Genomic DNA, 23,852 nt, shown 5'->3' on the forward strand with positions numbered 1-23,852 from the left:
TCGGCATGAACATGGACAGGGACTGTCCGGGAAGAAGTGAAGTTCTTCCCGAGACAGTCCCTTTTTCGTCCGTGCTCGTTCTGTTAGGCGTTACTTCTCGCCCTCGCCGGTCAGCATTTGATCGTTGCTTGCTCCGGGAGGAACCATCGGGTAGACGTTTTGCTCCTCGCGCACGTTAAATTCCATCAGAACGGGGCCGGGGAGGGTCAGCGCCTGCTGGATCACCGCATCGGCTTCTTCCGGCGTCCGCGCCCGGAGCCCGGGCACTCCATACGCCCCGGCAAAAGCGACGAAATCGGGAGAACTGATATGCACGGAGGAGTACCGCCGTTCATAAAACAGCTGCTGCCATTGCCGGACCATCCCCAGATAACCGTTGTTCAGGATGGCGATTTTGACCGGAAGCCCATAATCGACGGCGGTCATCATCTCCTGCAGATTCATTTGGAAGCTGCCGTCTCCGGTAATGCAGACGACCGGCGGGGCTGCGGAACCTCCCAAAGCGACGGCTGCGCCGATCGCAGCCGGGAAGCCGAAGCCCATCGTGCCTAGTCCTCCCGAGGTCAGGAGGGAGCGGGGGCGGGAGAAACGGTAGTGATGGGCGGTCCAGATTTGGTGCTGCCCGACATCGGTGGCTACCACCGCGCTTCCTTGGGTATGCTTGTCGATCAGCCGAATGACCTCCTGCGGATTCAGCGTTCCGCCAACCGCTTCGTTATAATGCGGCACCTTTCTCTGCCATCCGGCCGTTTCCGCTGGCCAGTCCGTCGTTTTGGGCGCGATGACGCGAGAATTGAGCCTGTGCAGCAAATCTCCGATATCCCCGCAGAGCTTAAGCTCTACGGGAATATTTTTGTCCAGCTCGGCATCATCGATGTCCACATGGATCTTCCAGGCGTTAGGGGCGAACGATTTCGCCTTGCCGGATAACCGGTCGTTTAACCGCGTGCCGAGGCAGATCAGCAAATCCGCGTGATGGACCGCCCGGTTGGCCGCATAGGTGCCGTGCATCCCCAGCATCCCGAGATATAGCGGGTGGCGGGAGGGGAAGGCGCCGATGCCCATCAGCGTTGTCGCGACCGGAATTTGCGCGGTTTCCGCAAGCTGGCGCAACTGCTCGGTCGCGCCGGATGCCGCCGCTCCGCCGCCGACCACGAGGACCGGACGGCGGGAGGACTCGATCTTCCCGGCAATGAGACGTACAGCCTCTTCGTCGATCTCGGATTTCGGTTCGTATCCGCGGATATGGACATCGACGGCCGGCCTTAGGTCGGTACGGGCGGCCATGATGTTCTTGGGCAGGTCGATCAGGACCGGCCCCGGCCTTCCCGTGACTGCCAGGTGAAAAGCTTCTTTGACGATTCTAGGCAGTTCGCGGATGTCCATCACGGAGTAATTATGTTTGGTCACGTCCATCGTCATTCCGTAAATATTGACCTCCTGGAAGCTATCCCGTCCGATCAGGTCGGTAGAAACCTGCCCCGTCAGCACGACCATCGGGACCGAGTCCATGTAGGCGTTGGCGATGCCCGTGACCGCATTCGTCCCCCCCGGACCGGAGGTGACAAGGGCAACCCCGGTGCGGCCTGTGACCCGGGCATAACCGTCCGCGGCGTGCACGGCGGCTTGCTCGTGCCGGGTTAAGACATGCCGGATCTCCCGGCAATCGTACAGCGCATCGTAAATTGGAATGACCGCGCCGCCGGGGTAACCGAAGATCGTATCGACCCGTTCCGCGCGCAGGCACTCAATCAGCAGCTCCGCGCCGGTTTTTGGGTATGACGACGTATGCTCGTTGGTGATTCTCATCAAAACGACCTCCCGGTGGAATTTTGACCATTTTATCGCGAGATGTCCCCATCCGGAGTGACTCCAGTCATAAAACGCCCCGAACCCCGGGGGTACGATGGTTAGGAAACCAGTGAAGGGTTGTCCTGGTTTGCAGGTCGAAATCATGCAACCTGAAGGAGGTCCACTTAGAGTGAGCAAAACCATCGCGGTGATCGGCGGAGGGATATCCGGGTTAAGCGCGGCTTATTACGCACGGAAATGGCTTCGCGAACGGCGGATCGATGCCGAAATTACGATCATAGAGCAAGCGGACCGGTTAGGCGGTAAAATCCGCACCTTACGCCGGGACGGTTTTACGATAGAGCAAGGCCCCGATTCTTTCATCGCGCGAAAAGCGGCCGTGCTGGAGCTGACGAAGGAGTTGGGTTTGGAGCATTTATTGGTCGGAACGAATCCGTTGGCCAAAAAGAACTACATTCTGCATCGCGGCCGGTTTCATCCGATGCCGCCGGGGCTGATGCTTGGCATTCCGACGCAAATGTGGCCGATGGTCAAAACGGGCCTGCTGTCGCCGGCAGGCAAGTTGCGCGCGGCCTTGGATCTGTTGCTGCCGGCCAAACGAGGTAGCGAGGACGAAGCGCTGGGCGGGTTTATCCGCCGCCGGCTGGGCCGCGAGGTGCTGGAAAACATGACGGAGCCGCTGCTTGCCGGCATTTATGCCGGAGATACGGCAGAACTCAGCTTAAAGGCGACGTTCCCCCAATTTATGGAGATGGAGCAACGGCATCGCAGCTTGATCCTCGGCCTTCTGGCGAGCAAAAAACAACCGCCGCCCAAACCGCTGGCCGGGCTGCCGAAAGCGGCGTCAAGCAGCATGTTCCTGACGCTGCAAGGCGGATTAACCGTGCTGACGGACGCCTTAGCCGATGCGCTTCAAGGCGAACGCGTGATCACGGGCCAAGCGGTGACCGGGCTGAACAAGCGAGCCGATCGCTACGAATTGGAGTTAAGCGGAGGCGAACGCCTGGAGGCGGACGGCGTCATCGTGGCGACGCCGGCTTTTGCTGCGGCAAGCCTGCTCCATGAGCAGCTTCCTGCATCGGCCAGCCTGGAGCAAATCCGCTACGTTTCGGTCGCGAATCTGGCGTTCGCTTACCGGCGGGAAGAGGTTGCGCACGATTTGAACGGCTCTGGGGTGCTGATCCCGCGCGGCGAAGGGCGAATGATTACGGCCATCACGTGGACTTCGTCCAAATGGCTGCACGCGGCACCGGAAGGCCGCGTGCTCCTGCGCACGTACATCGGACGCCTCGGGGACCAGGCCTGGACGGGGCTGCAGGAACCGGAAGTCCGCCGCCGCGTGGCCGCGGAATTGGAGGATTTGATGGGAATTCAGGCTGAACCGCTATTTTGCGAAATGTCCGCTTTGCCCGAGTCGATGCCGCAATATCCGGTCGGTCACATGGAGCGCCTGCAGGCGCTGCGCGGCGAGTTGGAGCGGACGATGCCCGGCGTCCTGTTATGCGGAGCGGGATACGGCGGAGTCGGCATTCCCGATTGCATTCGCCAAGGCAAGGAAGCGGCGGAGGCCATGTTAACCTGGTTAGGAGATGAACCGATATGCAAATGATTCAGCATAAAGATTACAACGTGAATCCCTTTATCGTGATTTGGGAGGTGACGAGAGCTTGCGCACTGAAATGCTTGCACTGCCGGGCGGAAGCCCAATATCGCTCTGACCCCAGGCAACTGACCTTCGAGGAGGGCAAGAAGCTGATCGACGGGATCGCGGAAATGGACGATCCGCTTTTCGTATTTACCGGCGGCGATCCGCTCATGCGTCCGGATTTGTTTGACCTGGCACGGTATGCGATCCATGAGAAAGGCCTGCCTGTGTCCATGACCCCGAGTGCCACGCCGAGGGTCACCTTTTCCGCCGTAAGTAAAGCGAAGGAGGTTGGTCTATCCCGATGGGCATTCAGCCTCGATGGCTCCTCCGCGGAGATTCATGATCATTTTCGCGGCACGCCGGGTTCTTTTGAGATGACAATGAAAGGAATCGGGTATTTGCAGCAACTGGAGGTCCCGATTCAGATCAATACGACGGTGTCTCGCTATAACCTGGACGATCTGCCGCGGATCGCGGAAACGGTCAAGGGAATGGGCGCCGTGCTTTGGAGCGTGTTTTTCCTCGTACCGACGGGGCGGGGGATGGTGAAAGACATGATTTCTCCGGAAGAGCACGAGCAGGTGATGATATGGCTGGCCCGCTTGCAGCGGGAGATGCCTTACGGGATCAAAGCGACGGAAGCGCCCCATTACCGCCGCGTGTTTATGCAGCAGCAGAAGCTGAACATGGATGCCGGAGCGGTAATCGCGGCGTCGCCAAAACGCAAGGACGTGCTTGGCCGTTCCCCCAAAGGCGTAAATGACGGAGACGGCTTCGTGTTCATCAGCCACATTGGCGAGGTGTATCCAAGCGGCTTCCTGCCGGTCAACTGTGGAAACGTCCGGGAAGCTTCACTGGTGGAAATTTACCGCAATTCACCAATCCTTCAGGAGCTGAGAGACAAATCCTTGCTCAAGGGCAAATGCGGCGTTTGCGAATTCAAGGAGCTGTGCGGCGGTTCCAGGGCAAGGGCTTATGCGGTCACGGGCGACTATTTGGAAAGCGACCCGTATTGCTCCTACATTCCACGGGGCTACCGAAGCGAGGAGCCGCAGTGAACGCATTCGAGCAATGCAAAAAGGAGGCCGGGCGGCCTCCTTTTTATTTTTTTAGAGAGAAGCGGGTTAGTGATCAGGATGGAATCGGTTCAAACGTCACTTTCCAATGATCCTCTGCCAATTGTTCGCTAACATGGCTGTAGCCCTTTCTTTCCAGCACCTTCAGAAGCGGGACGGGATTCATGGTGGCATGCAACACGAAGATGTCGCCTTCTTCCAGCTTGCCGACGCTGTCCATGATCACGCTGAACGGCTCCTCGCCTCGGCGAAGAATCGGACGCACGTCGAGTTCTACCGTGCGGTTATGCATTACGCCGTCACCTCCATATCGGTTCGTTCGGTTGCGAACGCTTGGCATAGACGTGCCGCGCTGCTAAGTCCCTTCATGCCGCCGTACAGCGTATAGAAGAACGAGTCCGGCGCATCCAGCGAGAAGGATAAGTATTGCTTCGGATCGATCCCAAGCATGTGTTCGAACAAGGCGGCGGTATCATATGCGTAGAAACAGAAATACGTGTATTGAAATTCCGGCATTTTTTCGGCGATCGCGAGGACTTCGCCGGCGTATCGTTCAAGGTTGCTCTCCGCTTCTTCGATCATGCGCAAAGCGTCCTCCAGCTCGACGGCGATTCGGATCGTCTTGTCGTCGATAACCGTAATCGTGGCCATAGGGCATTCCCCCCTGCTTTAATTTTTGCCGATCTTCACCTGGAACATCTCCGGCCCTTGCTCAATGTACTCCCAAGTAAAACCGCCGGGATGCATCGCTTCGAACTGAAAACGAAGAGGCACCGGGTCGTGGTCGTTGATCAGCAGCATCGCTTCTCCGGGCTCCAAGGAATTAAAAGCGGCAAAAATCGTCTTATGCTTGAGCTGCGGCGGATATTCGGTGGCGTTGACGGTAGCTTTAAATTGACTCATGAGAAGTCCTCCCAAAATTTAAAATTTGATGATTCGACCTCATTATATCAACGGGATGGGGAGGGATTGTGATATCAGTCACAAGGTGCGCGGCGGCGAAAATTTCCCCGCAAATTTGTCCGGAAGCCGCCATGGTTCCAGTGACTCCTGTCACTGGGACGCCTGAACCGGGTGATTATAATGTCCGTAAATTTAGACTTGAGGGTTGATGTTAAAGGAGGAACCGATTACGTTGCGTATTCGAGATTATATTCCAAATCAACACGGAGCCTGGGCCATGCTGATCGTCCCGTTTCTGTTCGGCATGCTTGCCTCTGCCCCCGGAGCGATCCACGGATTGCTGTTTGTTTGCTGGCTGCTGGTTTATTTGTTTATGTTCCCCTTGCTGCAGTGGATTCGGATGGGAAAAGCCAAAGCCGCCCGCTACCGCAAGCCGCTGCTTTTCTATGGGGCTCTGTTGGTCCCTGCGGCGCTCATTCTGGTCCTGCTCCGTCCCGCCGTTCTGACGATGGCGCTCCTTTTTGTTCCCTTGTTCGCGGTGAATGCCCTCTATGCCAAGCGTAAACGCGAACGTGCCTTGCTGAACGACATTGCGGCGATCGTGCAGTTCAGCCTCATGGTGTTTATCTCCTATCAGCTTGGCGGGGGGACCGATTTTCGGCTGGCGATGGAATTATTCTTGATTAGTATCGGGTATTTCATCGGTACGGCTTTTTACGTCAAAACGATCATCCGTGAGCGCAACAACAAGCGGTTTTATTTCTACTCCGTGGCTTACCATCTGATGTTGGCGATCTTGGCCCTATGGCTGCTCTCCCCTGCGCCGTGGATTGCCGCCATCCTTCTGCTTGCCAGGGCTGTCTGGTTTCCGCGTACGGGAATCACGGCCAAGCAGTCTGGCATGCTGGAAATTGTCTATTCTGTTATCGTCCTTGCCGCCGTCTGGATGACCTACGCCTGAAGGTGTATAATGGATACAGAATAGTACAGATTCGGGCAGGGGGGTATAACAGTTGGAGGGACCGGAAGAAAGCGTCACAAAACACGAACAGCTGCTCCAGCATATCGAAGGACTGAAAATCGGGACGAAAATATCCGTACGCAAGCTGGCCAAAGCGCTGGGGGTTAGCGAAGGCACCGCCTACCGCGCGGTGAAGGAAGCGGAGAATCTCGGCATCGTCATTACGAAGGAACGGATCGGCACGGTTCGCGTGGAGAAGAAGCCGAGAAACATCTCCGACCAGTTAACCTTTGGCGACGTGGTCGACATCGTCGAGGGCCATGTGCTCGGCGGCGGCGAAGGATTGGACAAAACGCTGAACAAGTACGTGATCGGCGCGATGAAAATCGACGCCATGGCGAGATATATCGACGCCGGCAGCCTGTTGATCATCGGGAACCGCGATAATGCCCATTCGCTGGCCCTGGAGCAAGGCGCCGGCGTGCTGATCACCGGGGGCTTCGGGACGAGCCGGGAAGTCAAGTCGTTGGCGGACAAGCTGTCATTGCCGATCATCTCTTCGCGCCATGATACGTTTACCGTCGCTTCGATGATTAACCGTGCGTTGTTCGACCGTTTGATCAAGAAGAAGATCATGCTGGTGGAAGACATCGTCAGCCGCAAGCCGCGGGTGAATATGCTGAAGGCGACTAGCAACATTTCCGATTTTGATCAGCTGTCCTTGGAGACGGGGCATCAGCATTTTCCGGTCGTAGACGAGTGGAACCGGGTCATCGGCATCGTCAGCCGCAAAAATGTCGAGGAGCTCAGCGGCGACCAGGCGATTGAGAAATGCATGACCCGCCATCCGATTACCGTCGGCCTGCAGACGTCGCTCGCTTCCGCGGCGCAAATCATGGTATGGGAAGGGATCGATTTCTTGCCGGTCGTGGACCGCAACCGGAAGCTGGTCTCGTCGGTGACGCGCCGCGAGGTGCTGCAGGCGATGCGGGACGTACGCAATCAGCCGCAGTTGGGCGAAACGTTCGAGCATTTGATGTGGAACGGGTTCGCCGAGGAGCGGGACGAAGCGGGGAAATTATTTTTTCGCGGGATGATCACGCCGCAGATGTCGACGGACCTGGGGACGATCTCGCACGGAGTCCTGACCTCGCTGATGACCCAAGCCGGGCTTCGCGCGGCCAAGGACACCAGCGGCGGCGACTTTGTCGTCGACAACATCACCACTTATTTCGTGCGTCCGGTGCAAATCGAAAACCCGGTCGTCATCACCCCCGTGTTGCTGGAGATGAGCCGCCGGGCTTGCAAGCTGGAAATCATGTTAACCTATCAGGAATCTCTCATCTCCAAAGCGGTCATGACGCTGCAGTCGATCGACCACGCGTGAGCCGGCCGTATTTGAAACGGCCTGCAGATGAGGCGGCGGGATAACCTGACAGCCGGGAGGCCGGCGGGCGGGTTATCCCTGTTTTTGCCTTGCATACAAACCGTGGTTGCGGAGGCCGGCAAAAATATTGAACGCCCCCAGCACCATAAACACGGCACCGATGACAACCCGAAGCGTCGAGCCGCTGAACAGGAACATCTGGATGAGGGCCAGGATGATCAGCATCACGCCCATGCTGATGTTCATCTTGGCGGCAGCCATCCCCCGCGTCTGCGGATCAAGCGAACGCCGCGACTTAAAGCTGAAGAAAACCGAGCCCACGCAGCTGATGATCAAGATGGCGTAAAGGACGTATTGAATGGTTTGGATCATTGGGGTGCATAGCTCCTTTTATCGTATAGTAGAACCGCGCTTTAGCAGCAACGCCGAATTCCTGCAAAAATACAGTTTTTTTCGTTAATCAGGGCGTATTCCCGTGAATTCCTGCAAAAATACAGTTATTTTATTCGAAAAACACTTTTTTCGCCCATTTGATAATAAATTCCTGCATTTTTGCAGTTATTTAGCCAAGATCTCTTAAAATGGATAAAATTCCTGCACTTTTGCAGTTTTTTTGCTGTCGGAGTAGATTTTATATCCGGTTCATTCCAAGTTAAGGTAAGCCCACGTGAGCAGCGGAAAGCCCAGGTGAATCCAAGATTCGATGCCGAATTCACTTCTTTCGAATCCGCTTCGTGATCAAAATCCTTTTTTTAAACTACCAGTTCGATCAAAGTTAAAAAAACGGATTTTCAGCACCGAGAAGGTTGGATGAAGCTAGGGATTGAGCAGCGGAGCGTAGGTAAGCCTACGTGAGCAGCGGAAAGCCCGGGTGAATCCAAGATTCGATGCCGAATTCACTTCTTTCGAATCCGCTTCGTGATCAAAATCCTTTTTTTAATATCCTTTATTTTAGCATGATTTGCTAGAGACGAATATAGGGCCGCATATCCACCCAAACCTGCAACACCCCATCGCTGACCAGCATCGTCTTGATCTGGATCGAATATTCCTTGTCGCGGACGACGTAGATTTTACGGTTTAGCAGCGTCCGGGCCATTTTGGCATCGGAGTCGATATCGAAAATATTCCGGCCCCGCAGCACCTCCAATTCGTTGTGAAGCTGCTCGGCGACTTCTTTGACCGCCAGCGAATCGAGCGGAGGATCGCGTTCCTCCACGCGGACCTTGATTTCTTTGATGACGGTCGAGCGGTTGTTGTATTTTTTCAGCGTTCGGATATCCTCTTCGGCCTGATGCAGCTGAATCGTAAGATCCTTGTTCTGGATCCAAAGCAAGTTGTAGCTTGTCTGATAAATGACGTTGTATACGATACTGCCGATGACCATCCCGAAGATAAACACGGCAGTAAACTGCATGAACCTGCGAAAGCCCGTAAGCTTCGGCCGTTTCGCTTCCTCGGTCATCCCCGGCCTCCCCCGCACATCCAGCGCACCAGCTCCGAACCCATATGGGCCCCGAGAAAGGCGAACAGCAGGTACAAGATCTGCTTGATGGCCGGTGACAGGTTCCCGTCAAAAAAATTGCTCTCGATGACCCGCATCGGGTCGATCGTGCCGCCTACGGCAGCGGCCAGCGCCCATATCTTAATGCGGTCGGCGATGTCCAGCATCGTATGCGTCGGCGGCTGCAGCGAAACGACGGCTCCGATGCCGCCGACCATGGCGCCCCCTACCACGATGCCGAAGGCGATGAAGAAATCCATGACCGCTTTGGTTAAAAACGTACTCATGCGCGTTTGCCCCTTTCCGAGGTTTGTCCGGTCTTTCTACCATTCTATGGGCGGGGCATCGCCATGTATGATAAAATATTCAATAAAGGTAGTTCAAAAGTCGACTTTTGATCGCGAAGTAATTCAGGGAGCGAATACGACATCGAATCTTGAATTCAACCGGTCGCTCTGTTGCTCACGTAGGTTTTTCCTACGCTCCGCTACTCACTCCCTAGTTTCATCCAACCTTATCGGCGCTGAAAAGTCGACGGTTAAACCTGATTTAGATTTGTGAATTTAATCGAAAGGAAGGGATCGCATGGACAGCTTTGTTCATTTGCACGTACATAGCGAATACAGCTTGCTGGATGGAGCAGCCCGGCTCGAGGACCTCGTCGCCAAGGCCGCCGCCTCCGGCATGAAGGCGCTGGCGCTGACGGATCACGGGGTCATGTACGGCGCGGTTCCTTTTTATAAATTGTGTCAAAAGCACGGCATCAAGCCGATTATCGGCTGCGAAGCGTATTTTACGGCGGGCTCGCGCAAGGAACGGGGGAGCCGTCAGGACCAGCCGATCCATCACTTGATTTTGCTGGCCAAGAACGAAACGGGATACCGCAATCTGATGAAGTTATGCTCCATCGGCCATCTGGAGGGCTTTCACTACAAGCCGCGCATTGACTGGGACGTGCTGGAGCGGCATCGCGAAGGCCTGGTCTGCCTCAGCGCCTGTCTGGGCGGGGAAGTACCGTTCCATCTGCTTCGCGGCCATTACGAGGAAGCGAAAAAAGCCGCGTTGCGCTATCAGGCGGCATTTGGCGAAGATTTTTACCTGGAGCTTCAAGACCATGGCATCCCTGAGCAAAAGAAAGTGAATCCGCTGCTCGTCCAGCTGGCCCGGGAAATCGGGGCTCAGCTGGTGGTCACCAATGACGCGCATTACCTGAGCAAGGAAGACGCCGAGGTCCAGGACGTGCTGATTTGCGTGGGTACGGGGAAAACGGTGGACGACGAAGACCGGCTCAAAATGCATACCAACCAACTCTATCTGAAAACCGCCGAGGAAATGGCCGAGTTGTTCCCCCATCTGCCGGAGGCGTATGCCAATACGGCGAAAATTGCCGATTCCTGCGAGTTGGAGCTGGAGTTTGACCGGCATATTTTGCCGGCTTACCGTCCGATTCCGGAAGGGCAAACCGCGGGAAGCTACCTTGCGGAGCTGTGTCAACAAGGCTTGGCGGACCGCTATGGCGAACTGGAGGTCTGGCGCGACCCGGCGGAGCGAGAGAAGCTGGAGCAACGGCTGCGGTACGAACTGGAGATCATCGCCAGCATGGGGTTCTCCGATTATTTCTTAATCGTGTGGGATTTTATCGCATTTGCCCACCGGAACGGGATCGCGACGGGACCGGGGCGGGGTTCCTCGGCGGGCAGCTTGGTCGCTTACGTGCTGCGGATTACCGACGTCGATCCGATCAAATATAATCTGTTGTTTGAACGGTTTTTGAACCCGGAGCGGGTGACGATGCCGGATATCGACATCGATTTCAGCGACGAGCGGCGGGATGAAGTGATCGCTTACGTGGTCGACAAATACGGGGCGGAGCATGTGGCCCAAATCATCACGTTCGGTACGATGGCGGCGCGCGCGGCCGTTCGCGACGTAGGACGGGCGCTGAATGTGCCGTTTGGCGAAGTAGACAAAGTGGCGAAGCTGATCCCCGGACACCTTCCGATCGAACGCGCCTTGAAGGAAACCCCGGACCTGAAGGCGATGTATGACGGATCCGAGCGGGTGAAGGGGCTGCTGGACATGGCGATGAAGGTGGAGGGCATGCCGCGTCATGCCTCAACCCATGCCGCCGGCGTCGTTATTTCGCGCGATCCTCTGACCGACGCGGTCCCGCTGCAAGCGGGCAGCGAGCATACCGCGCTAACGCAATATTCCATGGAGAACCTGGAAGCGATCGGGTTGTTAAAAATGGACTTCTTGGGATTGCGCACCTTGTCCATCATCGAGCGCTGCATGAATTGGATCCGGGAGCAAACCGGGAGCGCTCCCGATTTTCGGCTAGTTCCGGACGATGATCCGGCGACGTACGACATGCTGGGCCGCGGCGAAACGACCGGCGTATTCCAGCTCGAGTCCACGGGCATGCGGCGGGTGCTAAAGGAACTGAAGCCGTCCGTGTTCGAGGACATCATTTCCGTCAATGCGCTGTACCGTCCGGGTCCGATGGAGTTCATCCCCAAATTCATCGCCAGCAAACATGGGCAGATCGGCGTGGAATATCCGCACCGGGATCTCGAGCCGATCCTGAAGGATACGTACGGCATCATCGTGTATCAGGAGCAAATCATGCAGATCGCTTCCAAAATGGCCGGATTTTCGCTGGGCGAAGCCGATTTGCTGCGTCGGGCGGTGTCCAAGAAAAAACGCGAGGTGCTTGACGAGCAGCGAAGCCATTTCGTCGGCGGCAGCGTGGCGCAAGGCTATAGCGAAGCCGAGGCGAACGCGGTATACGACATGATCGTCCGCTTTGCCGACTACGGCTTTCCCCGCGCCCATGCGGCCGCTTACGGCGTGCTGGCATTCCAGACGGCGTATCTAAAAGCGCATTACCCGGTGCAATTCATGGCGTCAATGCTGACCGCCGTCACCGGCAGCCACCGCAAGGTGGCGGAATACATCGTGGAATGCCGCCGGATGGGCATCACCGTGCTGCCGCCGGACGTGAACGAGAGCAGCGTGTTGTTTACGCCGCAGGCGGGTGCGGGCAACGGTACTGCGGAGGCGGGGGCCGAAGACGATTCCGTCGAACCTGGCCGGGAGTCGTCAAGTCTCGGCGTGATCCGCTTCGGCCTGGCCGCGATCAAAAATGTCGGGACGCAGGCGATCGACAGCATTCTGCGCGAGCGGAAAGAGCGTCCGTTCGACAGCTTGCTCGATTTTTGCCGACGGGTGGATCTACGTACCTGCAACAAGCGGGTCATTGAGTCGCTGATTCAGGGCGGGGCGTTTGATTCCTTGCCGGGTCACCGCGCTCAGCTGCTGGCGATGCTGGACGAAACGGTCGAAGCGGCGCTGAAATGGCGCAAGGAGCGGGATGATTTACAGATCCAGCTGTTCGATTTCGTGGAGTCGCCGAATTGGGACATCGAATACCCGGACGTGCCGAAGTTTACGGCCGGACAGCAGTTGGATCTGGAGCGGGAGCTGTTGGGCTTGTACTTGTCCGGCCATCCGCTGGACGATTTCGACGCGCTGCTGGAGGGGGACGGCGTCGAGCGGCTGATGGATTTGGCCGAGGCGCCTGACGAGACCCGCACGGTTGTCGCGGGGATGGTCGTGTCGGTGAAGACGATCACGACCAAGCAGGGCAAAGCGATGGCGTTCATGGAGCTGGAGGATCAGATCGAACGCTGCGAGGTCGTGTTGTTCCCCGAAGTGTGGCGGCGCTCGGCCGCCCACGTCGAGAAGGGGGCTTTGCTCGCGCTGCGCGGCGTCGTCCAGCAGCAGGACGAAGGCTTCAAGCTGCTGGCCGACGAAGTGGCCCCGCTGAGCGAGCAAAGCCTGGCCCAGCTGCGCCGCGGCCTTGCACGCGGGCGCGGGGCTGGCGCCGCCGGTGCCCGAGGCGGCGCAAGCGGTGCGGCCGCGGGGCCCCGCGCGGCCGCGGGAGCGCCTGCGGGCGCTGCGGGCGGGCAACGCCCCGCCAGCGCCGCAGGCCCGGGCGCCGCTGCCCGGCCGGCTGCCCCGGCCGCGGCGGCGCCGGGGGCCGCGCCTGCGCCGGGCGCGCGGCGCGGGCAGGAGAAGACGCCGGCGCAGCGCGTCTTCATCAAGATCACGGCCGCGGCGGAGAACGCGCGCCTGCTCGAGCGGCTCAAGCTGCTGCTGGAGCAGCATCCCGGCCCGGTCGCCACGGTGCTGTTCTACGAAAGCACGGGCAAGCTCCTGGCCTTGACGGAGCGCTACAGCATCAAGCCTTCGCCCGCCTTGATCCGTGAAATGGAGCAGATGCTCGGCTCCGACACGGTCAAGATTAGATGATTTGCGCCTTGCCTAACCGGTCCTGCACTTGTTGCAGGACCGGTTTTTTGGCGCGCGCAGAGGTAACGGACTCCAGGGACGTTATTTCCGCGTATAAGGAGGACGAAGGGATTTAACGGACCTGAGAGACGTTATTCCCCCCCAATCGGCCTGTTCCTCTCCGAATCGTGCCCAATAAGGTCCGAGGAGTCCGTTACATCGGGAAATGGCCGGGAAATAGCCAAATAACGTCGCTACGGTCCGTTAGAATTGAATGAACTGCAGCCTCCGCCTACGTTCGGGACAAGTTTTAACGAACATTTTCCGAAGGTCGTGCATACACTTAGGAACACGAAAAACCAAGAACCGGGCTGAACGCCCGGAAGTGGATTCCGGCCGCGCGGTAAATATCGGCAGCGGGGGGGTTCCGGAATCAAAGGAGGAAGATGCGTATGTCATACGAACTGGCGGAAGCGCAGTTGCTGCGCCGTGGCGTCAAGCTGGAGGAAATCGCTCAAATCGTTCATTCGCTGCAAACGGCGTATCATGATGATCTAACCCTGGATCAATGCCTGGAGAGCGTCAAAGCCGTCCTGCAAAAAAGAGAGGTCCAATATACCCTGTTCACCGGGATCGCCCTCGACGAGCTGGCCGAGCAGAAGCAGCTTCCGGAACCCTTGCAGGCGATCATGGAGGCCGACGAGCCACTCTATGGGGTGGATGAGACAATGGCGCTGGGCATTACGAGCGTGTTCGGGATGATCGGCCTGACGAGCTTCGGTTATTTGGACAAGGTCAAACCGGAAATCATCGGCAAGCTGAACAATCGCGGCGACCGCATTCACGTCTTTCTCGACGATCTGGTCGCGGGCCTCGCGGCGGCGGCTTCCGCACGGATTGCCCACAAGCACGAGCAGGCTGCGACTTACCCTTCTAGTTCTTCTTAACGAAACACCGATATCGGCGTCCTGCCCCTCCCCCATTCGCCTATTCCGCCCGCTGATCGCAGCGCCGGGCCTCGCGGCAATTCCTTGCTTCGGGCCGCTTACGGCGCGGTTTTCCTTTTGTTGCGGGAAATTTGAAAATTATGTTATCATTACTCTATTATACGGGCTCAAAGATTAGGTTAGGGGGCTTTGAAAAGGGCATGTGGACTGTTATGTATATCGCGCCTACCGCAAAAGTTGCGGATATGATCAAGACGAAACTCACCGAAGAAGGCTTTCTTGTCCAAACACGTCCTGTTAATTTATCCAAACAGCAGTTTGAAATTCTGGTTCCTTCCGGGGAATTGGAAGAAGTGCAAGAAGTGTTGAATTCGATTTTGCATCCTTAACAGGGATTCAAGATTCCTAGTTGCAGACGAGGCCTGGAAGTGCGGGTTCATAAGGGTCGGCTGGGCTTTAAGACTTTTGGAACTGCCACGATAAATAAACGGCTGAAGAGGTGTAGTTGTGTTCAAAGATTTGTTTCAGAAGAAGAGGAAGTACGCGACCATTCCCTCAGGACGAACCGGTAGCGAAGAGGGCTCGCCGCAGGCGGATCGCCCCAAACGCGAAATTCCGGAAGGTCTGATGAATAAATGCGGCCGCTGCGGCGCGATTCAATACAGTAAAGAGCTGGAGAAGAATCTGATGGTGTGCCCCTCCTGCGGGCACCATATGCGCTTGAACGCCATGGAGCGGATTCGCTATACGTTGGATGAAGGCAGCTTTAAGGAGTACGATGCGGACCTCGTTTCCGTCGACCCGCTGGAATTCCCGGGATACGCCAGCAAGCTGGAGCAGCAAACTTTGAAATCGGGACTGCGCGAAGCGGTCGTCACGGGCGAGGGGACCATCCAAGGCTTTCCTGTCGTGGCGGCCGTGATGAGCTTTGATTTTTTCTCCGGGAGCATGGGTTCGGTTGTCGGGGAAAAAATCACGCGAGCCATTGAAGCCGCTACCGAAAAACGCCTGCCGATGATCATCTTCTCGACGTCGGGCGGCGCGCGGATGCAAGAGAGCATTCTCAGTTTGATGCAGATGGCCAAGACGAGCGCCGCACTGGCCCGGCTCAGCGAACATGGCGGGCTTTTTATATCGGTCATTACGGATCCGACGACGGGCGGCGTATCGGCCAGTTTTGCCATGCTTGGCGACATCATTGTGGCCGAGCCCGGCGCCGTCTTCGGTTTTGCGGGGAGAATCGTGATCGAGCAGACGATCCGTCAGAAGCTTCCGGACGATTTCCAGACGGCGGAGTTCAACCTGCAGCACGGCCAGATCGATCTTGTCGTCCACCGGAAGGACATGAAGTCGACGCTGGCGAAATTGCTAGATTTGCACGGCGTGAAGGGGGGAGCATAAATGGCAGGCGAATTGCCTTTTGAGACGCCTCTCGTGAAGCTGCGCGAGAAGATTCAGGAACTGGAGCAGTTTGGCAGCGAGAAGGGCATCGATTTTACGGATGAGATCGCGCGTTTGGAAGAGCGTTACCGTCAGCTGGAGGAGGAGATCTACAGCAGCATTTCTCCCTCGCAAAAAATGCATCTAGCCCGTCATCACCAGCGTCCGACGTCACTGGATATGATCGGCCTGATCTTTGAGGATTTCATCGAGCTCCACGGAGATCGGGTGTTTGGCGACGACCTGGCCGTTGTTGGCGGACTTGCCAAGCTTGGCGGCGTACCGGTGACGGTCATCGGACAGCAGCGAGGGAAGGATACGAAGGACAACATCGCTCGCTTCTTCGGCAGCGCGCATCCGGAAGGATTCCGCAAAGCGCTGCGGCTCATGCAGCAAGCGGACAAGTTCCGCCGTCCGATCGTTACGTTCATCGACACGAAGGGGGCTTACCCGGGAATTACGGCGGAGGAGCGCGGGCAATCGGAAGCGATCGCCCGGAATCTGCGCGATATGTCGATGCTTCGGGTGCCCGTTATTTGCGTCGTCCTTGGAGAGGGCGGAAGCGGCGGCGCGCTTGCGCTTGGCGTTGGGAACCGCGTATTGATGCTGGAAAACGCCATCTATTCCGTCATTTCACCGAACGGAGCGGCCTCCATCCTCTGGAAGGACGCCTCGAAAGCCGATCAAGCGGCGGAAGCGATGAAGATCACCGCACAGGATCTATTGGAGATGGGCGTGATCGAAGAGATCGTTCCCGAGCCGCGCGGCGGCGCGCACCGGGATTACGATTCGACCGCGGAAGCCATCAAAGCGGCGCTGCACCGCCATCTGGAGGAGCTGTCCAACCTGCATCCCGATGAGCTGGTGGAGGACCGCTACCGGAAATTCCGCAAAATCGGCGAGTTTCAGGTGGCCGGCAAGTCGGCCGCACCGGTTGCGCCGGAAAGCGTAGTCGAAGTGGCCGGCATGATCGAGGACAAGGCACCTTCGGACGCGTCGGGCGAATCGGCGGCAGCCTCGGAGGTCCAAGCCGCCGAACAAAGTTAAAGATCCAAAGCGATAACCTTACGGGTGGCCCCGACTTGGGACCTGCGGCAAGGTTATTTTCGCTGTCTCGGGGAATACTGGAATTTTAGCGCCAAGACGAAGTGTGCCGGCCCGAGCCGCAAGGCATGCTTTGAAGGAATATTCGTTACAATATGATAAACTTCCTATACAAATCGACAAAACTGTAGTAAATTTAGTTGTTGGAAAAGATTATATAGAGAGAACTATTTTAAACGGAGGAAACCCAAATGCGCAAAACAAAAATCGTATGTACTATCGGTCCTTCTAGTGAATCGTTAGAAAACATCAAGAAGCTGATGATGGCCGGAATGAACGTCGCTCGCCTGAACTTCTCCCACGGGGATTTCGAGGAGCATGGCAACCGGATCAAAACGATCCGTCAAGCGAGCGCGGAGCTGGGGAAATCAATCGCCATACTGTTGGACACCAAAGGTCCTGAAATCCGTACCGGTAAGTTGAAAGAAGAGCCGATCGAGCTGGTACAGGACGAGTTCCTTACCTTGACGACCGAAGAAATCCTCGGCGACAAGGAACGGATCTCCATTACTTACAAAGAGCTTCCTGGAGACGTGGAAGTCGGTTCGACGATTCTGATTGACGACGGTTTGATTGGTTTGACGGTCGTTGAGATTCAAGGTACGGAAATCAAATGCCGCATCGTCAATGGCGGTACCATTAAGAGCAAAAAAGGCGTTAACGTACCCGGCGTAAACATTTCCTTGCCAGGCATCACCGAGAAAGACGCTAACGACATCAAGTTCGGGATCGAGCAAGGCATCGATTTTATTGCGGCTTCCTTCGTTCGTAAAGCAAGCGACGTGCTTGAAATTCGTCAATTGCTGGAGAAAAACAACGCGACTCATATCCAAATCATTTCTAAAATCGAAAACCAACAAGGCGTTGACAACCTCGATGAAATCCTGGAAGTATCCGACGGCCTGATGGTTGCCCGCGGCGACCTTGGCGTGGAAATCCCAGCGGAAGACGTGCCGCTCGTGCAAAAACGCATGATCGAGAAATGTAACCGCGTCGGTAAACCGGTCATCACCGCGACGCAAATGCTCGACTCCATGCAACGCAACCCTAGACCTACCCGCGCGGAAGCGAGTGACGTGGCGAACGCGATCTTCGACGGTACGGACGCGATCATGCTCTCCGGCGAAACGGCTGCCGGGAAATATCCGGTAGAATCGGTATTGACGATGTCCCGCATCGCTGAGAAAGCGGAGTCCGCTTTGGAATACCGCGAAATTTTCATCAAGCAAAGCAACGCACAACAAACGACCGTAACCGAAGCGATCAGCCAAGCGGTAGCCAACTCGGCGCTGGAGCTGAACGCCAAAGCGATCATTACTTCGACGGAAACCGGTTATACGGCACGGATGGTCTCCAAATACCGTCCGAAAGCGCCGATCATCGCAGTGACGACCGAAGATCAAACCCTTCGCCGCCTGGCCCTGAACTGGGGCGTAACGCCGGTGAAAGGCGATACGGCCAGCACGACGGACGAAATGTTCGACAAAGCGATGAAGGGCGGCCTGGATTCCGGACTGGTGAAAGAAGGCGACCTCGTCGTGATTACCGCCGGGGTACCGCTCGGACGTTCCGGTTCGACGAACCTGGTGAAGATCGGACAAATCCGCAAGTAGTCGTTAGGTTAAAATAAATTGACGAATCGTCACAATAAAAAGGCAATGGGGCCCGCTCGGGACCATTGCTTTTTTTGCCGCTACACTGGAGTGCGGTAGGATGACTTGAATACTGGAAAGGAGCGGAGCGCGTGTACGTATGCGAAGTGTCCATTGAGCCGAAATATTCGGAGTTCGATATGATGGGGATTATCTACCATGCCCATTACTTGGAATGGTTTGAGCTGGGGAGGCTGCAGTTGAGCCGGAATCTCGGCTTTGATTATTTCGAGATGGAGCAGGCGGGATATATCTCGCCCGTCCACGAAATGAAGGTGGAATACAAGCGCGGAATCCGTTATGGCGAAACCGTGTTGCTGAAGACGCGGGTCATCGAGAACAGCGGCGTCAAAACCGCTTATGGCTATGAGGTATACAACGGGGAAGGCACGCTTTGCGTAGAGGGCTCCTCTTCCCATTATGTCGTTCGCCGCGAGGACTTCAAACCGGTTCAATTCAAGAAGGTATTTCCGGAATGGTATGCGGCGCTGGACGAAGCCCGAAAACCGTAAATTTTGATTATCCGGCGCGGAGGCGGTAAAATACAAGTACAGGAATGTGATAAAGGAGTCCTGATATGCGTAAATGGATAGCCGCTCTCATCGTGTTGATTCCGATCGTAGAATTTTGGGGGTATATGTATGTCGGCGAGAGGTTGGGTATCGGCAAAACGATCTTTCTGACGCTGGCGACCTCCGTGATCGGCGGGTTGATGATGCAATTTGAAGGGCGTAAAGTGCTGGCGGATGCCAAAGCCCAAATGAGCGGCGGACAGATTCCGGGACGTATGGTCCTGGATGGATTATGCGTGTTTGCCGGCGGGATCCTGCTGCTGATCCCCGGCTTCATTACCGATATCATCGGATTTACGATGGTGTTCCCGCTGACGCGCGTGTTGTACCGGATCCCGCTCATGAAATGGGTCAGCAAAAAGATGAAGGACGGAACGATCACCTATTTCCGCCGTTAAGCGCAGCCCGTCTTCCGGCTTCATCCAGCGATTTGGCCGCTTGGACGGAAGCATCGCCCGAATCCATAAGAAAGGCATCTCGTCACGAGAGACGGGATGCCTTTTTTTTAATTGAAGCTGCTTGTTATCTCAATCGTCCGTGGACGATATAGTTCCGCAAATCGCGGACGACGCCGGCCCGGACGGCGGCACCGAGGATGACCAGCGTGACCGGACCGATGATCAGTCCCAATACGCCAAACATCTTGAGGCCGACGAACATGGCGATCAGCGTGGGCAAGGGATCCAGTCCGACGCTGCTGGCCAGCACCTTTGGTTCAATCAACTGACGGGCCAGCAGGATGACCCCGTATAACACGGCCAGTCCGATCCCCAACGTGACGTCGCCGGTGGCGAAGGCATAGATGAGCCAAGGAATCATCACCGTGCCGACGCCCAGATAAGGCAGTAAATCGACGAGTCCAATCAACAGGGCATAGGTAAAGGCGGAATCGACGCCCAGGATTAACAGGCCTAAAAGCACGATAAACGCGGTGATGGAAATCATGATGAATTGGGCGCGGAGATAACCCGATAGCGCCCGCTGCAGGTCGCGCCAAATCGCGCCTGCGGTTTTGCGGAACGGCGCGGGGATCGAGGCGGCCAAAAACCGCATATCGCGCTCCCAGTGGCTGCTGATAAAAAAAGTAGCCAGCAAAATCACGCCGAGAATGACCCCTAAGTTCGGGAGGGAGGAGAGCAGGGTAACGATCGTTTCCAGCACGTTATTCACGAGGTGCGAAACATAGGATCCGACCCTTTCGGCGGTATTGTCGATATTTTTATGAATCGTATTCTCGTAGCCGGGGTTATCGGCGATAAAACGGTTGATCTCGGTAATGATCGACTGAATGCCTTCGCTTTGCGTCCATGAGACAAACAGATTTCTCCACTCGGCGATGCGCAGATCAAAGGATTCGGCCAAATGGATCAGTTCTTTGACTAGACGCGTTAACGCCGCGGATACGATGATTCCCGCGCTTCCGAAATAAATGAGCAGCGAGAGCGTCACGGCCAGCCATTTCGGCACCCTCAAGCTTTTTTGGAGCCACAAGACGAACGGATTCATCGCGTAGGAGATCAGCCAGGCGATCAAAAACGGGTAAACCAGCGGGATCAGCCAGTAGACCGCCAAGATGGAGCCGACCAGGACGACGCATATCCAGCTGCCGCGCAGCACGCGCTTGATGATCACGTGATCCATGTGGCATTTCCCCTTTTTAGAAGTAACATGTCCTAGTTCTACTCTATTATTTGTCCGCCTCGAGTATTCCGCCCCGAACATTTTTCGAAGAATGTGATATAATTCATTGCACAACTGCAATCGTTTACAAAATTTCTTTATAGTTGTGATAAAATCATTTAATGTACCCGGTAGTGCTGAAGCGGTTCCCATGTTTTCGGAAATCCAGTATGATGAAGAAGTAAGCAGAGGAGCTATATTTCTGTGATGATAGGCTCGTTATTGCATAACTTCAAAAATTTAAAACTTTCAATTTGAAAATGTTTTCAGGGGCTTGTTTGCTCACAAAATGTTAACAAAGGAGAGATGGTTCATGACAGCTACGAAAGGCCTGGAAGGCATTGTTGCGGCAACCTCTTCGATCAGCTCCATTCATGATGGCGTACTCGCCTATCGTGGAATTAATATCGACGATTTGGCGGAACGTGCGAGTTTTGAAGAAACGGCTTATTTGTTATGGTACGGCAAATTGCCCACTCAAGCCGAGCTGGAACGCCTGCAGCGGCAATTGAGCGACTTCGCCGCGGTTCCTGATGCGGTGCTTGAACAGATGAAGCTGTATCCGCAGTCTGCTAACACGATGGCAGTGCTTCGTACTGCCGTATCGGCTCTTGCTTTGTATGATGAGAACGCCAACGACAACTCCCGCGAAAGCAACCAATTGAAGGCGATTAAACTCCAAACCCAAATTCCGACCCTGATCGCTGCATTTGCCCGTATCCGGGAAGGCAAGGAACCGGTCGCTCCGCTCAAGGACGTATCGATCGCGCATAACTTCCTGTATATGCTGACCGGTGAGGAGCCGGATCCGATCGCGATCCGTGCCTTGGACCAAGCGTTGGTGCTGCACGCCGACCACGAGTTGAACGCGTCGACGTTCTCCGCCCGCGTGACGATCGCGACTTTGTCCGACATCTATTCCGGAGTCACCTCGGCCATCGGCACCCTCAAGGGACCGTTGCACGGCGGGGCCAACGAAGCGGTCATGAATATGCTGGCCGAGATCGGGACGTTGGAACAAGCGGAGCCGTATATCCAGAAGAAGCTGGCGAACAAGGAGAAAATCATGGGCTTCGGCCACCGCGTCTACAAGAACGGCGATCCGCGCGCGAAGCACTTGCAGAATATGTCGCGGCAGCTGAGCATCTTGAAGGGCGATTCCACGTTGTACGATATTTCCGTCAAAGTGGAGCAGCTCGTCACCGGTCAAAAAGGGCTCAAGCCGAACGTCGACTTTTATTCCGCTTCCGTTTACACGATGCTGGGCATTCCGCGCGATCTGTTTACGCCGATTTTTGCCATTAGCCGGTTGTCCGGTTGGACGGCGCATATTTTGGAGCAGTTGGAAGATAACCGCCTGATCCGTCCGCGCGCGGAATATACGGGCGTCACCAATCAGAAGTACGTTCCTATTGAATTAAGATAAGCAGCCATACGGGAGCTCCAAGGAACATTGTGGTAAAATGGAGACCGTGAGATGCAGCAAACAGACTGAAGGAGGAAACCGTTAACATGTTGAAACTGGAAAAGTTCGATCTTCCTACTGAAGGCGAGAAAATTACGATTCAGGACGGGAAGCTTCAGGTGCCTAACCACCCCGTGATTCCTTTTATCGAGGGCGACGGTACCGGCCGTGATATTTGGAAAGCTTCGAAGCGCGTATTGGACGCCGCCGTGGAGAAAGCCTACGGCGGCGAGAAGAGAATCGCCTGGTATGAAGTATTCGCCGGCGAGAAGGCCTTCAATACATACGGGGAATGGCTGCCAGCGGACACGCTGACGGCGATCCGCGAATATATTGTGGCCATCAAGGGACCGTTGACCACGCCGATCGGCGGCGGCATCCGTTCCCTGAACGTGGCACTTCGCCAGGAGCTGGACCTGTACGTCTGCCTTCGTCCAGTCCGTTATTTCCAAGGCGTGCCTTCTCCCGTTAAACGTCCGGAGCTCGTAGATATGGTGATTTTCCGTGAGAACACCGAGGACATCTATGCGGGCATCGAGTATAAAGAAGGATCCGAAGAAGTTAAGAAAGTGCTGGCCTTCCTGCAAAACGAAATGGGCGTGAAGAAAATCCGCTTCCCGGAAACGTCCGGCATCGGCATCAAGCCGGTTTCGGAAGAGGGATCGAAGCGCCTCGTCCGCGCGGCGGTCGAATATGCGATCAAGCATGGCCGCAAGAGCGTTACGCTGGTGCATAAAGGCAATATCATGAAGTTTACCGAAGGCGCGTTTAAGAACTGGGGTTACGAGGTTGCGGAAGCGGAATTCGGCGATAAGGTGTTCACTTGGGCCGAATACGACCGGATCAAAGAAGAATCCGGCGCTGACGCAGCGAACCAAGCGCAAAAAGCGGCGGAAGCCGAAGGCAAAATCATCATTAAGGATGCGATTGCCGATATCGCGCTGCAGCAAGTGTTGACGCGGCCGACGGATTTCGACGTCATCGCAACGTTGAACCTGAACGGCGACTACTTGTCCGACGCGTTGGCAGCTCAGGTTGGCGGGATCGGCATTGCGCCGGGGGCCAACATCAACTACGTGACCGGTCATGCCATTTTCGAAGCAACGCACGGGACGGCGCCGAAGTACGCTGACCTCGACGTGGTGAATCCGGGTTCCGTGATCTTGTCCGGCGTCATGATGCTGGAGCATCTGGGCTGGCAAGAAGCGGCGGACCTGATCTATAAAGGTTTGGAGTCCTCGATCAACAACAAAACGGTCACTTACGACTTCGCCCGTTTGATGGACGGGGCAACGGAAGTGAAGTGCTCCGAGTTCGCTGACCATGTCATCCAAAACATGTAATCGCTAATTCTGACCTTTAGCATAGCAACCTCCGTTTCTGTACCCCCTCCCTAGCGTTTCGTTAG

22 protein-coding genes are annotated in these 23,852 nt (G+C 56.0%); 14 read left to right on the forward strand and 8 right to left on the reverse strand.

Going from position 1 to position 23,852, the window contains the following annotated elements; translation table 11 throughout:
* Positions 1-90: 90 nt before the first annotated feature.
* Positions 91-1,809 carry a biosynthetic-type acetolactate synthase large subunit gene (gene ilvB / locus MJ257_RS08855; RefSeq protein ID WP_240268904.1) on the reverse strand — a complete coding sequence of 573 codons (1,719 nt, stop codon included), beginning with the start codon at positions 1,807-1,809 and terminating at the stop codon, positions 91-93.
* A 172-nt stretch (positions 1,810-1,981) separates the two neighbouring features.
* Here ilvB and hemG point away from each other — a divergent pair, with 172 nt between their 5' ends.
* Together hemG and MJ257_RS08865 are read left to right on the forward strand one after the other, a co-directional pair.
* Positions 1,982-3,421 carry a protoporphyrinogen oxidase gene (gene hemG / locus MJ257_RS08860; RefSeq protein ID WP_308193175.1) on the forward strand — a complete coding sequence of 480 codons (1,440 nt, stop codon included), beginning with the start codon at positions 1,982-1,984 and terminating at the stop codon, positions 3,419-3,421.
* The gene (locus MJ257_RS08865) at positions 3,412-4,518 is read left to right on the forward strand and encodes a TIGR04053 family radical SAM/SPASM domain-containing protein (RefSeq protein ID WP_240268906.1); all 1,107 of its coding nucleotides are present in this window, start codon (positions 3,412-3,414) and stop codon (positions 4,516-4,518) included. Before hemG ends, MJ257_RS08865 begins: the two co-directional genes overlap by 10 nt.
* Before the next feature lie 73 nt (positions 4,519-4,591).
* Here the strand turns inward: MJ257_RS08865 and MJ257_RS08870 are convergent, their stop codons facing one another.
* The 3 genes from MJ257_RS08870 to MJ257_RS08880 are packed head-to-tail and all read right to left on the reverse strand — an operon-like array spanning position 4,592 to position 5,439.
* Complete coding sequence (locus tag MJ257_RS08870; RefSeq protein ID WP_240268907.1) at positions 4,592-4,828, reverse strand: DUF2249 domain-containing protein; 237 nt, start codon at positions 4,826-4,828, stop codon at positions 4,592-4,594.
* Entirely contained in the window at positions 4,828-5,187 is a 360-nt protein-coding gene (locus MJ257_RS08875; RefSeq protein ID WP_238814841.1) for a hypothetical protein, read from the reverse strand. The genes MJ257_RS08870 and MJ257_RS08875 overlap by 1 nt, the downstream gene beginning before the upstream one ends.
* A gap of 18 nt (positions 5,188-5,205) precedes the next feature.
* Positions 5,206-5,439: a DUF2249 domain-containing protein gene (locus tag MJ257_RS08880; RefSeq protein WP_240268908.1), complete on the reverse strand. Its 234-nt coding sequence runs from the start codon at positions 5,437-5,439 to the stop codon at positions 5,206-5,208.
* Positions 5,440-5,671: 232 nt separating this feature from the next.
* Between MJ257_RS08880 and MJ257_RS08885 the strand changes: the two genes are divergently transcribed.
* Together MJ257_RS08885 and MJ257_RS08890 are read left to right on the forward strand one after the other, a co-directional pair.
* A complete protein-coding gene (locus MJ257_RS08885) occupies positions 5,672-6,400 on the forward strand; it encodes a YwiC-like family protein (protein ID WP_240268909.1) in 729 nt (242 codons plus the stop codon).
* A 52-nt stretch (positions 6,401-6,452) separates the two neighbouring features.
* A complete protein-coding gene (locus MJ257_RS08890; RefSeq protein WP_240268910.1) occupies positions 6,453-7,787 on the forward strand; it encodes a DRTGG domain-containing protein in 1,335 nt (444 codons plus the stop codon).
* 72 nt (positions 7,788-7,859) lie between these two features.
* Here MJ257_RS08890 and MJ257_RS08895 read toward each other — a convergent pair whose 3' ends face one another.
* The 3 genes from MJ257_RS08895 to MJ257_RS08905 form a co-directional block, all read right to left on the reverse strand.
* Positions 7,860-8,159, reverse strand: a complete 300-nt coding sequence (locus MJ257_RS08895) for a YtpI family protein (protein WP_240268911.1) — start codon at positions 8,157-8,159, stop codon at positions 7,860-7,862.
* A 592-nt stretch (positions 8,160-8,751) separates the two neighbouring features.
* A complete protein-coding gene (locus tag MJ257_RS08900) occupies positions 8,752-9,252 on the reverse strand; it encodes a sporulation membrane protein YtrI (RefSeq protein ID WP_240268912.1) in 501 nt (166 codons plus the stop codon).
* A complete protein-coding gene (locus MJ257_RS08905; protein WP_059046083.1) occupies positions 9,249-9,578 on the reverse strand; it encodes a YtrH family sporulation protein in 330 nt (109 codons plus the stop codon). Before MJ257_RS08905 ends, MJ257_RS08900 begins: the two co-directional genes overlap by 4 nt.
* 298 nt (positions 9,579-9,876) lie before the next feature.
* Here MJ257_RS08905 and MJ257_RS08910 point away from each other — a divergent pair, with 298 nt between their 5' ends.
* From MJ257_RS08910 to MJ257_RS08945, 8 genes are all read left to right on the forward strand, one after another.
* The gene (locus MJ257_RS08910) at positions 9,877-13,605 is read left to right on the forward strand and encodes a DNA polymerase III subunit alpha (RefSeq protein WP_240268913.1); all 3,729 of its coding nucleotides are present in this window, start codon (positions 9,877-9,879) and stop codon (positions 13,603-13,605) included.
* Between the two features lie 431 nt (positions 13,606-14,036).
* Complete coding sequence (locus MJ257_RS08915) at positions 14,037-14,531, forward strand: phosphatidylglycerophosphatase A family protein (protein WP_240268914.1); 495 nt, start codon at positions 14,037-14,039, stop codon at positions 14,529-14,531.
* Positions 14,532-14,731: 200 nt separating this feature from the next.
* Positions 14,732-14,920: a hypothetical protein gene (locus MJ257_RS08920; protein ID WP_036624401.1), complete on the forward strand. Its 189-nt coding sequence runs from the start codon at positions 14,732-14,734 to the stop codon at positions 14,918-14,920.
* A gap of 118 nt (positions 14,921-15,038) precedes the next feature.
* Positions 15,039-15,932: an acetyl-CoA carboxylase, carboxyltransferase subunit beta gene (gene accD, locus MJ257_RS08925; RefSeq protein ID WP_240268915.1), complete on the forward strand. Its 894-nt coding sequence runs from the start codon at positions 15,039-15,041 to the stop codon at positions 15,930-15,932.
* Positions 15,933-17,018, forward strand: a complete 1,086-nt coding sequence (locus MJ257_RS08930) for an acetyl-CoA carboxylase carboxyltransferase subunit alpha (RefSeq protein ID WP_240268916.1) — start codon at positions 15,933-15,935, stop codon at positions 17,016-17,018.
* A gap of 248 nt (positions 17,019-17,266) precedes the next feature.
* Complete coding sequence (pyk, locus tag MJ257_RS08935; protein ID WP_240268917.1) at positions 17,267-18,688, forward strand: pyruvate kinase; 1,422 nt, start codon at positions 17,267-17,269, stop codon at positions 18,686-18,688.
* A gap of 131 nt (positions 18,689-18,819) precedes the next feature.
* Entirely contained in the window at positions 18,820-19,239 is a 420-nt protein-coding gene (locus MJ257_RS08940; protein WP_240268918.1) for an acyl-CoA thioesterase, read from the forward strand.
* 65 nt (positions 19,240-19,304) lie between these two features.
* The gene (locus tag MJ257_RS08945; protein ID WP_240268919.1) at positions 19,305-19,697 is read left to right on the forward strand and encodes an FxsA family protein; all 393 of its coding nucleotides are present in this window, start codon (positions 19,305-19,307) and stop codon (positions 19,695-19,697) included.
* A gap of 124 nt (positions 19,698-19,821) precedes the next feature.
* On the opposite strand, the gene ytvI is transcribed toward MJ257_RS08945, so the two are convergent.
* Positions 19,822-20,940 (reverse strand): sporulation integral membrane protein YtvI, encoded by a 1,119-nt coding sequence (ytvI, locus tag MJ257_RS08950; RefSeq protein WP_240268920.1) that lies wholly within the window; start codon positions 20,938-20,940, stop codon positions 19,822-19,824.
* 352 nt (positions 20,941-21,292) lie between these two features.
* On the opposite strand from ytvI, the gene citZ reads away from it, so the two are divergent.
* Positions 21,293-22,405 carry a citrate synthase gene (gene citZ / locus MJ257_RS08955; protein WP_240268921.1) on the forward strand — a complete coding sequence of 371 codons (1,113 nt, stop codon included), beginning with the start codon at positions 21,293-21,295 and terminating at the stop codon, positions 22,403-22,405.
* Positions 22,406-22,491: 86 nt separating this feature from the next.
* Positions 22,492-23,787: an NADP-dependent isocitrate dehydrogenase gene (gene icd / locus MJ257_RS08960; protein ID WP_240268922.1), complete on the forward strand. Its 1,296-nt coding sequence runs from the start codon at positions 22,492-22,494 to the stop codon at positions 23,785-23,787.
* Positions 23,788-23,852 lie beyond the last annotated feature (65 nt).

It is taken from the genome of Paenibacillus timonensis (assembly GCF_022427145.1).
In the GTDB taxonomy this organism is placed as follows: Bacteria; Bacillota; Bacilli; order Paenibacillales; family Paenibacillaceae; genus Fontibacillus; species Fontibacillus timonensis.

Bases quoted from the DNA above. Each gene is read 5' to 3' on its own strand.
- MJ257_RS08895 (WP_240268911.1), bottom strand. From the start codon at position 8,159: ATGATCCAAACCATTCAATACGTCCTTTACGCCATCTTGATCATCAGC.
- MJ257_RS08875 (WP_238814841.1), bottom strand. From the start codon at position 5,187: ATGGCCACGATTACGGTTATCGACGACAAGACGATCCGAATCGCCGTC.
- MJ257_RS08905 (WP_059046083.1), bottom strand. From the start codon at position 9,578: ATGAGTACGTTTTTAACCAAAGCGGTCATGGATTTCTTCATCGCCTTC.
- MJ257_RS08880 (WP_240268908.1), bottom strand. From the start codon at position 5,439: ATGAGTCAATTTAAAGCTACCGTCAACGCCACCGAATATCCGCCGCAG.
- MJ257_RS08915 (WP_240268914.1), top strand. From the start codon at position 14,037: ATGTCATACGAACTGGCGGAAGCGCAGTTGCTGCGCCGTGGCGTCAAG.
- MJ257_RS08910 (WP_240268913.1), top strand. From the start codon at position 9,877: ATGGACAGCTTTGTTCATTTGCACGTACATAGCGAATACAGCTTGCTG.
- ytvI (WP_240268920.1), bottom strand. From the start codon at position 20,940: ATGGATCACGTGATCATCAAGCGCGTGCTGCGCGGCAGCTGGATATGC.
- icd (WP_240268922.1), top strand. From the start codon at position 22,492: ATGTTGAAACTGGAAAAGTTCGATCTTCCTACTGAAGGCGAGAAAATT.
- ilvB (WP_240268904.1), bottom strand. From the start codon at position 1,809: ATGAGAATCACCAACGAGCATACGTCGTCATACCCAAAAACCGGCGCG.
- pyk (WP_240268917.1), top strand. From the start codon at position 17,267: ATGCGCAAAACAAAAATCGTATGTACTATCGGTCCTTCTAGTGAATCG.
- MJ257_RS08900 (WP_240268912.1), bottom strand. From the start codon at position 9,252: ATGACCGAGGAAGCGAAACGGCCGAAGCTTACGGGCTTTCGCAGGTTC.
- MJ257_RS08920 (WP_036624401.1), top strand. From the start codon at position 14,732: ATGTGGACTGTTATGTATATCGCGCCTACCGCAAAAGTTGCGGATATG.
- MJ257_RS08865 (WP_240268906.1), top strand. From the start codon at position 3,412: ATGCAAATGATTCAGCATAAAGATTACAACGTGAATCCCTTTATCGTG.
- MJ257_RS08930 (WP_240268916.1), top strand. From the start codon at position 15,933: ATGGCAGGCGAATTGCCTTTTGAGACGCCTCTCGTGAAGCTGCGCGAG.
- MJ257_RS08870 (WP_240268907.1), bottom strand. From the start codon at position 4,828: ATGCATAACCGCACGGTAGAACTCGACGTGCGTCCGATTCTTCGCCGA.
- citZ (WP_240268921.1), top strand. From the start codon at position 21,293: ATGACAGCTACGAAAGGCCTGGAAGGCATTGTTGCGGCAACCTCTTCG.
- MJ257_RS08945 (WP_240268919.1), top strand. From the start codon at position 19,305: ATGCGTAAATGGATAGCCGCTCTCATCGTGTTGATTCCGATCGTAGAA.